This window comes from Pseudoalteromonas sp. T1lg75 (genome assembly GCF_002964705.1).
Lineage (GTDB): Bacteria > Pseudomonadota > Gammaproteobacteria > Enterobacterales > Alteromonadaceae > Pseudoalteromonas.
This window is the reverse complement of sequence record NZ_PQCD01000033.1, coordinates 261,661-273,626: the sequence shown is the minus strand read 5'-3', so window position 1 is coordinate 273,626 and position 11,966 is coordinate 261,661. Positions and strand designations below refer to the sequence as shown.

Annotated in this window: 10 protein-coding genes; 6 read left to right on the top strand and 4 right to left on the bottom strand. The window is 50.1% G+C overall.

What is annotated here, in order from left to right; genetic code table 11:
• Positions 1-33 precede the first annotated feature (33 nt).
• Entirely contained in the window at positions 34-1,761 is a 1,728-nt protein-coding gene (locus tag C2M36_RS07830) for a class I SAM-dependent methyltransferase (RefSeq protein WP_105254424.1), read from the bottom strand.
• A 128-nt stretch (positions 1,762-1,889) separates the two neighbouring features.
• A complete protein-coding gene (locus tag C2M36_RS07825) occupies positions 1,890-2,384 on the bottom strand; it encodes a hypothetical protein (RefSeq protein ID WP_105254423.1) in 495 nt (164 codons plus the stop codon).
• A gap of 257 nt (positions 2,385-2,641) precedes the next feature.
• Here C2M36_RS07825 and C2M36_RS07820 point away from each other — a divergent pair, with 257 nt between their 5' ends.
• On the top strand, positions 2,642-4,597 hold the full coding sequence (locus C2M36_RS07820; RefSeq protein ID WP_105254422.1) for a GGDEF domain-containing protein: 1,956 nt from the start codon (positions 2,642-2,644) through the stop codon (positions 4,595-4,597).
• A gap of 15 nt (positions 4,598-4,612) precedes the next feature.
• On the opposite strand, the gene C2M36_RS07815 is transcribed toward C2M36_RS07820, so the two are convergent.
• Entirely contained in the window at positions 4,613-6,091 is a 1,479-nt protein-coding gene (locus C2M36_RS07815) for a cytochrome-c peroxidase (protein WP_199883026.1), read from the bottom strand.
• A gap of 318 nt (positions 6,092-6,409) precedes the next feature.
• On the opposite strand from C2M36_RS07815, the gene C2M36_RS07810 reads away from it, so the two are divergent.
• Positions 6,410-8,290 carry a hypothetical protein gene (locus C2M36_RS07810; protein WP_105254421.1) on the top strand — a complete coding sequence of 627 codons (1,881 nt, stop codon included), beginning with the start codon at positions 6,410-6,412 and terminating at the stop codon, positions 8,288-8,290.
• 46 nt (positions 8,291-8,336) lie between these two features.
• Here C2M36_RS07810 and C2M36_RS07805 read toward each other — a convergent pair whose 3' ends face one another.
• Positions 8,337-9,356, bottom strand: a complete 1,020-nt coding sequence (locus C2M36_RS07805) for an NADP-dependent oxidoreductase (protein ID WP_105254420.1) — start codon at positions 9,354-9,356, stop codon at positions 8,337-8,339.
• Between the two features lie 192 nt (positions 9,357-9,548).
• Between C2M36_RS07805 and C2M36_RS07800 the strand changes: the two genes are divergently transcribed.
• The 4 genes from C2M36_RS07800 to C2M36_RS07785 all read left to right on the top strand — a co-directional run bounded on the left by C2M36_RS07800 (position 9,549) and on the right by C2M36_RS07785 (position 11,880).
• Entirely contained in the window at positions 9,549-10,457 is a 909-nt protein-coding gene (locus C2M36_RS07800; protein WP_105189232.1) for a histone deacetylase family protein, read from the top strand.
• Positions 10,458-10,619: 162 nt separating this feature from the next.
• Positions 10,620-11,360, top strand: coding sequence for a ferredoxin--NADP reductase (locus tag C2M36_RS07795; protein WP_105254419.1), 741 nt, complete (start codon positions 10,620-10,622; stop codon positions 11,358-11,360).
• Positions 11,361-11,377: 17 nt separating this feature from the next.
• Positions 11,378-11,584 (top strand): hypothetical protein, encoded by a 207-nt coding sequence (locus tag C2M36_RS07790; protein WP_105254418.1) that lies wholly within the window; start codon positions 11,378-11,380, stop codon positions 11,582-11,584.
• The gene (locus tag C2M36_RS07785; RefSeq protein WP_105254417.1) at positions 11,554-11,880 is read left to right on the top strand and encodes a nuclear transport factor 2 family protein; all 327 of its coding nucleotides are present in this window, start codon (positions 11,554-11,556) and stop codon (positions 11,878-11,880) included. Before C2M36_RS07790 ends, C2M36_RS07785 begins: the two co-directional genes overlap by 31 nt.
• Positions 11,881-11,966 lie beyond the last annotated feature (86 nt).

Genomic DNA, 11,966 nt, shown 5'->3' with positions numbered 1-11,966 from the left:
TATTGTGTTAGTAAGTGCAATAAAGTTGTTTAGTTACCACTCCTGCAACTGCTGCAAATCCCGTAAACGCCCGCGCTGCAATACCAAAGCGGCAAACAAATCGTCTATCGAACGATTGCCCACTCCTAAGCCCGGTAGCGCCAGATTCGCCTCGGCGAAAAAGCGCTGCGAAAGCACGCTCTCTTTTTCCGTTTCCCAGGCTTGTTGCCACCAGTGGCGTATATGTTCCCCTGCATGAAGCAAACGGGTATTGCTGGGCAATCGGTCGCGCTTTTCATTGTTCGCTTTGGGTGTACTCGGTAATAAATTCCATAAATCGTTATTTGGCCAGCGTGAAAAAGGCATGCAATGATCAACATCAAAACCTTGCTGCAGCGAACGTTGCGTCCAGACACAATGAATCGCATCACCCTCTTCGGCCATCTCGGTCAATCGCTGGCGCACTTCTGTGGTTGTGCGCTTAGGGTCAAGCCAGTTTAATGCCTGAGAAAAGATATATGGCTGCTGCTTTAAGTGAATTGCATTACCGCGATAATTAGCCATGGTTCTTGCCCATTCGCTGACTAGCACCGGCTCAATCCAACAGGCGTAGCGATTCAGTGCCGTCCAAACATGTTCGGGAAGCGAAAACTCCCCCCATTGACACAGGCTCTCAAAATCTAAAAACAGAGTGTCCTTGGCACGAACAACTTGGCTCGCAAGCTCAAATACGCACTGCTCTGTATTGGGGAAGGTAATATATTTACAGGGCATATCGCGAATATTCTGCACCGCATGGGAAAGGGTGCGGTGCAAAGCAAGCGCATCCTCACCAGCAAATAGGTTGCCAACGCGAAAGTCAGTTGAACCTAAGTGCCTTAATTTATGCCAGCCACCCTCTTTCATAAACCCCATGTTTGGGCTGGCATTCGGCGTTTGGAAAAGTTCGTAATGGTCGATTAGATCTTTATATTGATGGCACCAATAAAGAGCTACCAAACCTGCCGGCAGTATGACGCGATTCTCCTCCCTGCGTATCACGGCTCCGGGGTGGCCATCGGCGATACGCAACAGCACTCGCATCAATGCCAATTTATGAGTCGCAGATTTACCATCATTGAGGGCTACGTGACGAATTAAACTAAAGGATCCGCTACCATCATCCGGCAAGCGCAGTACGACGGTTTGCCAATGTACATCTGCACGGTTGAGTTCATCGGTTTGGAGCTCGGTGCAGAGAATACACTGCAAGCCAACTTGCGTTGCTAATTGCTTTAACGTATCCGCGCATACTTGATACATGCCCCGCTCTTTAAGCTCTAACTCTCCTTGCCCATGACGCAAGGAGATCACCAGTTGCCCGCCGGGTTTCAGTAAGTTTGCCAGCTTGCGGATCGCTCGCGAACGTTGCCCTTCGGGAATATGCATCCACACGGCACTAAGCAAAATAAGGTCAAAGCTGATTTCTTTGCTGGTAACACGCTCGAGTGCCGGCAAGGAGTCTTCCAGCCAATGCACGGCATGATCCTTTGTATGCCTGGCACCTAACTCGGCGAGCATTTTGGCTGGCTCCACCGCATAAACCTCAACATCTTGCCCATGCTGAGCCAGGTATAAGGCGTCCCGACCCGCTCCCGCACCAATGTCCAGCATGCGACATTGTGATCTATTTAGTAGTGGTTTAAGCAGATGCAACCAGGACGCATGCACCTTTTCAAAGTCGGTACCGAGGTATTGCTCCGCCAATTGCGAAGCATGCTGGTTATAAAACTGAGCGCTCAAGAAGAATCCTTTCTACTACTTATAGTTATGAAAGAAAAGTAACACACCAAATAGTAATAACAAAGGCCGCCACGCTTTTCCTGGCACAAAAAAACGCCCCTTGCGGGGCGTTCCAGTGCGTATCTTAATTAATGGCGACGGCTTAGGATTTCTACAATCTCCAGGCTGTTTTCCAGTACCCGGAAAATGTCGCCGTGCATATCGACAATCACGTGGCCGTGGCGGTCGCGGCGCAGTATTCTGCCATGGCGGTATAGGTCGTAATCAATATGGTGACCTACACGCCAGTAGCGGTCATGGCGGCGATGGCTGTAATGGTCGCAGTAGTAGTGACGATTACGTTTATGCTTTTTATGATGGCCATAGTAGTGGCGATCATGGTGACGGTCATAATGACGGTCCCTTTTATGTTTGCGATCATGCTTATGGCGCTTTCTGTCGCGCTCGTGACGGTCATACCGCTTTCTGTCGCCTTCATGGCGATATTTGTGATCACGATCGTCGTGATTCACCAGCTTTTTCTCTTGGCCTGGCGGCATAAAGTGATCGGGTTTCGCCAGGGCCGCATCCAGGGGTGCCAAACAAAATAGTGCTGCACCGATAACAAATGTAGTGAGTCGCATAAGGACCTCCTTTTTCGGTCAGTTGACCTCTTTGTAATATCTTTACTCTAGTGGCGACTCCATGAACCCCAGATAAACCAACGGATTCTTTACACTTATTTACACACGCTCAAAACTCTTAATGAAAACTGAACAAAAGTTCGCAGATAGAAATCCCTCCACTATACTTTTTTCTAACACCGAGCGCTCTGCCACCAACAACTAATACTAAAGAATCAGGCTCGATAACTCTTAGCTAAACAGTTGTAGGAACCAACTTGAGCAACAACGAAAATACCATCATCTTGCTTTTCGATTGTGGCGGTCTTTGCAATGCGGTCTTCCCACGCCATTTGCAACGTTACCTGGGCTTACACATAGATGAGTTTGCTTTTCGCACCAGCGTCGAAACCCTGGATTTCAGAGCCTTGCTTCTGGACGAACATTATTGGGTAGAAACCGAGTGCGAGAACGGCGAGTATCAGGGTGACTTACATGTGTGTTGCGGCGAGCAGGCGTATATTATGGTTTCCCTGCAAAGGCGCCTTTCCGGCTACCACCAGCTCAGTTATGCCGAGCGTTTGCAAACCATTATCAACAGTACCCGCGCCGGCACCTGGGAGTGGAACTATCAAACCGGCGAGGTGATCTTAAATGAGCGCTGGGCACAAATTATCGGTTATACCCTGGAAGAGCTCTCCCCCATCTCCATTGAAACCTGGCTTGAATTTGCCCACCCGGATGATATTAAGCGCTCAAACAGCGCCTTGGAACGCCACTTTTGTGGTGATGACGAGGATTACCTGTGCGAGGTGCGCTTAAAGCACAAGGACGGGCATTGGGTCTGGGTTCGGGATTGCGGCCGGGTAGCTACCCGCACCGTCGACAACCAGCCGGAGTGGATCACCGGCACCCATATAGATATCAGCGCCCGCATCAACACCATTAATGAGCTACAACAGGTGCGCAACGAGCTCAACTCCATTATCGATAGTCTGCCGGCGGCGGTGTTTAAGAGCCCACTCAATCGCCTGGGCCACTTTACCTATATGTCGGTCGAGGTTGAGCGCATCACCGGCTACAACGTTGCCAGCATACAAGGCAACAGTCATTGGTGGCTGGCGCAAATACACCCGGAAGACAGAGAAGCGCTGCAGGCGGAATATAATCATTGGCTTGCTCAAGGTGCCCGGGGCGTGTGTAAATGTGACTATCGCTTTCGCCATAGTCAGGGCCATTATGTGTGGCTGTGTGAGCACAGCCAGCGCCTGAAAGCGCCAAAAGGCAACAATGGCGCGGCGGATGCCCTGGTTGGTTCACTGTTCGATAAAACTGAGAATATGAGCCTGCACACCCGCATGGATGCCCTGGCACAGATCATCCCCGGTATGATCTATCAATTTGTGTTAACGGCCTCGCGCTCCTGGCATTTTCTCTATGCCAGTGAAGGGGTAAAACGTATTTTTGAGGTAACGCCGGAGCAGGCGCTGCAAAACCCGGCACGCATGTTAAGCAAGGTCGCCCACGGCGACAGAGAGAATATGCTGGAAGAAATCGTGCACTCGGCCGCCAAGCTGGAAGACTTCGAATGTGAATTTAAGGTCACCCTGAGCGTCGGTTACAAGTGGTTGTTTGCCCATGCCATACCGCAGCGACAAACCGACGGTGGCATTATGTGGACCGGCATGGTGATCGATATTACCGAGCGCAAACTGCTGGAACTGCGTTTGCGTAAAGAGTCGACCACAGATCCCCTCACCGGACTTTATAATCGCCGTTATTTCTTTGAGCAGTTGCAACTGCGCCTGGATCAGGCAGTGCGCGAAGAACAGACCCTGGCCTTGATCATTCTTGACCTCGACTTGTTTAAACAAATTAATGATAACTTCGGCCATCATGGTGGCGATCTGGTGCTGCAAACCGTGGCCCAGTTACTCAATACGGTGATCCGTAAATACGATATCGTGGCCCGCATTGGCGGAGAGGAATTTGCCATTATTTTGCCCAACACCACACAGGAACAAGGGGTGCATGTAGCCGAAAAAATTCGCGAGAAGATCGCCCACGCCAGCATCTGCATTAATCAGGAGCTGATAGAGGTCACCGCCACCTTGGGTGTCTCCAGCACCGAATACACCAAGGCTCAGGTGAACGCCCTGTTTAAGCAAGCCGACCTATGCCTGTATCGAGGCAAGCGCTTGCGGCGTAACTGTGTAATAAGCAACACACTGTAACGCCGCGTCTCAGGGTTACAGTAGGTTGCCATCCCCATCATAGGCCTGCAGGCGCAAACCGTCAGCGTCTTGCTCATCCACGCCGGGCACCCATTTGTTCATGCAACTGGGTGTTTGTGTACAGGGATCGGTGAGGGTGGCCAAAAATGCCAATAAGTCTTCGATTTGCTGTGCATCATAGCTGCTTGGCTGCAACTGTGACTTACCCTCACTTTGCAGTCTATCCAGTTGTGCCAATGCCTGCTCGGTGTTATCTCGCCAGTGGCTCATTTGTATTCCCGGCTGAGTGTCATCGGGCACATAATCATTGATGCTTTGATGAGGTTGCAGGTGATGCACCAGCATGTCGCTCAGCTCGCTAAAAGCACCACTGTGCCCCCAAGGCCCGGTTTGCGTGACATTCAGCAGGGTCGGCGTTCTAAATGCATATTTGTCATCGGCAACCTTGGTTTCACGATAACGACCAAAGTCATCGTCTCCCCAAGCACCATCACCTTTACCACGGCCTATCTGCGGCACCGCTAGCACATGGAACGACTCATCGGTGAAAAAGCCTCCCTGATGGCAACTGGCACAGGCAAAGCCGCCCTGCTCGCTGGATTTGTAAAAAAGCAGCGCCCCGCGCTTGGCTTGCTCGCTAATAGCATCCTGCTCACCTTGTAAATACGCCGCCCAGGGGTTGTCGATAAGCACCTGGGAATTTTCATAAGCGGCAATGGCTAGGGTGATGTTGTCAAAGGTCAGCAAGGCGCTTGCACTGCCATCGGCTTGCTCTAGGCCTTGGCGAAAGGCTTCCAGCCAGTTGTTAATGGCCAGCTCGTCGGTATCGCCCTGAAAACGCGCTTGTAATGCGGCACGTAAATCATGGTTATTGCCATTGGCAACAAAGTCAAAACCACGCATCTCCTCTTTTGAGGTCACCGGGAATCGCGCTTGCGCCTGAGCCAGAGAAACGCCGGCCTTGTCATCACGCTCGCCGAAGGCGGAGTCTGGAGTGCGCATGCTGCCTTGTTCATCCAGCAGTTCGATGCGCCCATCATGGAACAGGGTGCGCTGATAAAATGCCAGGTTAAAGGTGCTGGGGGAATTGCGCGGCACGGTCGGCCCGCCATCATGGTGATACCCGTTAGCATCATGAAGGCGCCCGGGTCCTAGTAAGTCCGGCTCCAGCGCTTCAACGCCCACCGGCAAGGCCAGGGCATCGCCGCCGCCTAAATTGGGGTGATGGCAGCTTGCACAGGCGGTGTCTAAATTGCCGCTGAGCGCTTTGGTAAAAAATAGCTGCTTGCCTAATTGTGCCAGCGGGCTGTCGATGGCGACGGCCTCTTGCGGTGGAACTAATGGCGTGATCTGCTCTGTGGCGATCAGGCTTTGCAGCTCAATTTCTACCGCAGAGGCCTCAACGGCGGGTGGCTCCTGGGTTTGAGTATCGTTGGAGTCACAGGCACTCAGCATAAAGCACACGGCCAGAGGCAGCGCTATTTTTGTTGTCATTGCGTTTTTCTCATTAATTGGATTTATTATTGCTTTGCTAACGCCAGGCTATGCGGCAAGCATGCAGCAGGCCAGATAGCAGACGCTCGGATGGCGGGCATGATATATCAAGCCCCTCTTCATTAACATTACTTAACATTACATAAGGCGTTTTATTGGCATTTGAAGGGCGATTTACCCCTATATCTAGTTAAAATATAAGCAGGCTATGCACTAAATACGCGGAAATAACGGAATAAATGACTAGAAACCGTCCCGAAAAAGAGAATATAATCACATTGTTATTACAAAATAATAACAATGATAAAGGAATTATCCATGAAGAAGCTCACGCTAGCCGCTCTTATCTCTGCAACATTAGTAGGTTGTGGAGGCTCAGATAATAATGACGATTCGACTCCGTCTCCGGTAACCACAAACACTCCACCAACCCTTAGCGGCACCCTCACTTACGAGGTAAAAGCAGCCGCCGAATACCAAGAGGTATTAAATCTGGCCGATGCCGATGGCGACACCGTCTCGGTTTCGGTCGCAGAGCAGCCGGACTGGTTAAGCACAGAGGTAGCAAACTCACAGCTAACCTTAACTCTCGCTCCAGGCTTTTTTGATATTGGCGAACACGCAGTTACTTTACAAGTCAGCGATGGCAAGGCCAGTGTCGATTATCAACTGACATTGACCGTCGCAGATAACCCGGATAAATGGCAAGACATTGCACTTGGTGATGGTGTGCTCGAAGGTTTATGGACTAACCCTGTTAACGGTAATTCGTTAGCATTCACCGAGAGCAACAACGGCGTTATGACCGATGACAATGGTGATATCCATCATTTTTCCTATGAAGTGAGTGACACGGGTTTTACTACGGATATCAAAAAATATGCCTGTCTATCATGCACAGAATATGACTGGCTGGAATTCGAAGTTGTTGCTCAAGAGCAGGATAAGATTCGTGTGGTGCTGAGCACGGATGAAACAGAAACCGTTATGAATTTAACTAAAACGGTCCAGCCTGAGTTACAACACAGCTATTTCTTCATCGACGAACCTTCGAGCTATTATGGGGTCGGCCATCTTGAGCCAAGCGCAGATAAAGCCAGTCTGCCTGTATTCTATGCAAGAATAAAAGGGAAAGACTTCAATAGCACGGCTATCAATACCCAGATAGAAGGTAATCAACTCGTCCTTTCGGAGCTTTCTGAGGATTTTTACAGCTCATTCCATGATATAGATTATAACTATGTAGATTTATTTTTTACCCATTATATAGACGGTATAAAAGTACTGGCGCAGACGGAGCAAGGTTTAGCCATTGAGTTACTGCACCACAATGATTTAAAGGCAGAGTCGCAAGGTATTAGCTTGCTTAATCCGAGTGAGCTCGAAGACGCACTCATGCCGCAAGCGGATGTGCTCATTTATAGTAAGGTAGATAAGATCTCTGCGCCGGCGCTGGCGACTGGTGCCAGTTACTCGGGGCGCTTTATTACTGAGGCAACCACAGTAGGTGAAGAAGAGTATTTGATTGGCGGTACGGTACTCACGCTGGAGTCGGCAACCAAGGCTACAACGCACATTTACAGTCCCAAAAACCAACAAACTGAGGAACGCACGCTCACACTGACTCAAGGAGCAGATGTTCTGGCGGTAAATGATGGAACAACGACCACGGAATACAGTTTCTTTAGTAATGGAGAGATAACCTGGGCTGCGCGATATTTTGCAGAGTCAGAAAGTTATCTTGCCTACCCCTTTATGGAGGTGGATACCAACCTGGCATCGGCTAACACGCTGAGCGATGTTATCGGCATATACCAGCATCAGGATGCATTCATCAGCTTGGATATGAAAGACACTACCAATTATATGTGGTTGCACGGCGGCGGCTTTGGCAATTATAGCGAGCTCTTTGATTATCAGCCAAGCGTGGATGATTTCTACAGTGGACGAGACCTATGGAAGCTTGATGAGCAAGGTAGAATTCAGTTTATCTCAAGCTATTATTGTCCTACTGCTACAAGCTATGATGAATGTTATACCGAGACGCTGGCGACTCCGGAAGCAATGTATTTTATGCGTTCGCTACGTCCGCTGCACAGCGAGGCTGGTCAGACCGTCTTTAGTTACAGCTTTGCAGTAAAAAGTGGTGCAAGTGACTACTCATATCAGAGCCTGAGAATACTCAATAAAGTTGAGTAAAAAGAAGATAAAAAAGCCGAGTTAAACTCGGCTTTTTCTTTCCTGGTTAAAGCGGTTCGTTAATTTTGACGACCATTTTGCCGAAGTTACGCCCGTTGAGTACGTCGTTCAATCCCGCTGGCGCATTCTCAAGGCCTTCGATCATGTGCTCTTTGTACTTGATCTTGCCCTCACTCACCCACTGTTGCATATCCTTGGCGAACTCGTCATAACGATGGCCGTAATCATCGTAAATGATAAAGCCTTTTACCGTTACGCGCGTTACCTGCAAAAATGACATCAACTGGTATGAGCGATCCGGCCCAGCCGGCAGCTCGTCGCTATTGTACTGGGAGATATTGCCGCACAAAGGAATACGGGCGCAGGGATTTAATAGCGGTAATACCGCATCGAACACCTTACCGCCGACGTTTTCAAAATAGACATCGATGCCCTTTTCACACACGGCGGCTAATTGCTCAGCAAAATCATCGGCCTTATGATCGATACAGGCATCAAAGCCAAGCTCTTCAACCACGTAACGGCATTTTTCTTCGCCACCGGCAATACCCACCACCTTGGCACCTTTAATTTTTGCAATCTGACCCACGTTCGAGCCTACCGCGCCACTGGCCGCGGCGACCACCACTGTTTCGCCTGGCTGAGGGTTACCGATATCCAGTAAGCCCATGTAGGCGGTAAAGCCGGGCATTCCCAAGACACCCAAGGCCCAGGATGGCTTGCTTGGGTTTTTACCCAGGTTAATGACCATCTCACCTGTGCTGATGGCATAGTCCTGCCAACCATTAATCGACAGCACCCAGTCACCTTCGGCATAGCCATCCAGTTTAGACTCCACTACTTGCGCGACCGTACCGCCAAACATCACCCCGCCAAGAGCAACCGGCTCGGCGTAAGACTTGGCATCGCTCATGCGCCCCCGCATATAAGGGTCAAGCGAGAGATAAACGGTGCGCAGCAGCATTTCACCCTGTTTTGGGCTTGGGATCTCCCCATGGTGCAAACGAAAATTATCGGCGGTGGGCTCCCCTACCGGGCGTGAGTTCAACAGGATTTGACGGTTCATTTTATTAACTCCTAAGCATTCTTGAATGATTACTCAAGTAAGGTTGGGGCGCTCACCTGGCTTTCAAGTCGGCATCAGGTTGCAAAATGTAACCCTAGGTAATAAAGCGTCACTCGCCTGATAAAGAAGAAACCTGGGCAAAGACGTTCATCATTCGGTAGACTCTTTACAAAAGTACGGCTGTCGAATCTTATGAGCTTTAACCCGCATTTACCCTTGGTGTATCACCCTAATTATTCATTTAGCTTTGATCCCAATCACAGATTTGTGATGAGCAAATTTGCGCGCCTTTATAAGCACGTGAAGGAGCTAGGCTTAGTGCAGCGCAACCTGCATCAGCCGGAAATAGGCTACCCGGAGGATCTCGCCCTGGTGCACTGCGACAACTATGTCGACGACCTGTGGCATAACCGCCTCGATGCCAAAGCCATGCGCCGCATCGGCTTACCCTGGTCTCCCAGCCTGATGGCCCGCACCTTTACCGCCCCCTTGGGCACGCTAAAAACCGCCCGCCTGGCACTCGAACATGGACTTGCCTGTCACTTGGCCGGTGGCACCCACCACGCGCATTACGATTTTGGCTCCGGCTATTGCATGGTGAATGACTTGGCCTTCACCGCCCAAACCCTGATCCAATCGGGCGAGGTGACCAATGTGCTTATCTTTGATTTGGATGTACATCAGGGCGATGGCACGGCGGCACTTTTGCAGCATCAGCCCTATGCCTTCACCTGCTCAATCCATTGTGAGAAGAATTTCCCGTTTAGAAAGTGCGCCAGTGACCTGGATATCGGCCTGGCCGATAATATGGGTGATGATGAATATTTGGGCGTAGTCGATGATACCCTCTCTCATCTACTGCAGAGCCTAAACCCCGATCTAGTGCTCTATGATGCCGGCGTCGATATTTGGCAAGACGATGGCCTTGGCAAGTTGGATATCAGTTGGCAGGGTATAGCACGTCGGGATCACCTGGTTCTCAAACGCTGCCTGGAGCACAATACCCCGGTAGCAACCGTAATAGGCGGTGGCTATGACAAGGATCATGCCCGCTTAGCGGCGCGTCACGGTATCGTTATTGAACAAGCGATGCGTTTTTAAGTGTGGGTACCTTGTCATCACCTCGCCCGTTCCACCCCATGCGTAAGTAATTCAGCGCGATACTGAAGGTTTGGGTGGCATTAACATAATGATTGTTCATTGACTTTATCCCATTGTATTGCCAGATTTAAGTTATTGAAGCTAAAGGCTTTGGAGCAAACAATGGCAAACTGGTTAGAGGCAAAAGTAAAACGGCTGGTATGGTGGAACGAAAAGCTATTTAGTTTGATTGTTACCGCAGACATAGACCCATTTACGGCAGGACAATACACCAAACTGGCGCTACAAATCGGCGATGAGCGCGTAGCAAGAGCTTATTCCTTTGTGAACCCACCGAGCTCGAAAAACCTCGAGTTTTATCTGATCAAGGTAGACGATGGTGCTCTTTCAGCGGCCTTGGCACGCTTACAACCGGGTGACAGCGTGCAAATTGCCGCCCAAAGCAATGGCTTTTTCACCCTGGACGAGGTACCGAGCGCCGAGCAGCTGTGGATGCTCAGTACCGGCACCGCCATCGGCCCGTTTTTATCTATGCTGCAAGAGCAGCAGGTATGGCAACAATTTCAACATATAGTGCTGGTACACTGTGTGCGACACAGCAAGGATCTCAGCTACAAGGAGATGATTCAGGAGCTGCAGGAACAACACCCACAATTACAATATGTGCCCGTAGTAACCCGCGAGGACGAGGCGACGCCACTCAAAAAGCGTATCCCAGCATTAATTAAAAGTGGCGAGCTTTTTGCACACGTTCAGCTTGAGGCCACCCCGGATGTGGCACAGTTCATGATTTGCGGTAATCCCGACATGGTCAAAGAAACCACGCAATGTTTAAGCGATTTAGGCTACAATCGCAACCGCCGCCGGACCCCGGGGCACATAACCGTAGAGCAATACTGGTAGTAACCAAAGGACTAACTATGAAAACCTATATTGTCGCTCTTCTCGCGGCCCTGCTGTGGCAACCGGCACAGGCCAGCGAAAGTGCCGCCCCCCTAAGCGCCCAAGAAAGCGAACTGGTTGAAAATCAACTTGAAAAGCGCACCGCAAAGCAATTAAGCGCGGCTCAACAGCAGGCCGTAGCCGTGGTTGACGCCTGCTTAGCGCCTACAACGACAAGGACATAGATACCTTTATTAGCTATTTTGCCGAAGATATTTCCTTTTATATGTTTCCCGACAAACTGATGTTCAGCGGCAAGGAGCAGTTAATTGCCCGCTATGGCGCCATGTTCAAGAATCTGCAATGTGTAAAAAGCACGCCTATAAAACGCATCGTGCACGGTAAATACGTGATAGATCAGGAGCTCTCAGAGTCATGCAGCCAGGACCCCGAGGTGGTGGATAAGCGCGGCGAAGTGGTCGCCAGCTATGAAATCAATAATGCCAAGGTCACCAAGGTGCTGTTTTTTAGAGGGAAGTAACTGGTGCTAAGAAAGGTTTTATTACTAGGTAAAGCTAAAACCAAACCTAGAACTTAACGAAAGTTTTACATTTGTGTATCATGTCA

Excerpts from the sequence above, each read along its gene's own strand:
- C2M36_RS07825 (WP_105254423.1), bottom strand. The coding sequence starts at position 2,384 with ATGCGACTCACTACATTTGTTATCGGTGCAGCACTATTTTGTTTGGCA.
- C2M36_RS07815 (WP_199883026.1), bottom strand. The coding sequence starts at position 6,091 with ATGACAACAAAAATAGCGCTGCCTCTGGCCGTGTGCTTTATGCTGAGT.
- C2M36_RS07810 (WP_105254421.1), top strand. The coding sequence starts at position 6,410 with ATGAAGAAGCTCACGCTAGCCGCTCTTATCTCTGCAACATTAGTAGGT.
- C2M36_RS07805 (WP_105254420.1), bottom strand. The coding sequence starts at position 9,356 with ATGAACCGTCAAATCCTGTTGAACTCACGCCCGGTAGGGGAGCCCACC.
- C2M36_RS07800 (WP_105189232.1), top strand. The coding sequence starts at position 9,549 with ATGAGCTTTAACCCGCATTTACCCTTGGTGTATCACCCTAATTATTCA.
- C2M36_RS07795 (WP_105254419.1), top strand. The coding sequence starts at position 10,620 with ATGGCAAACTGGTTAGAGGCAAAAGTAAAACGGCTGGTATGGTGGAAC.
- C2M36_RS07790 (WP_105254418.1), top strand. The coding sequence starts at position 11,378 with ATGAAAACCTATATTGTCGCTCTTCTCGCGGCCCTGCTGTGGCAACCG.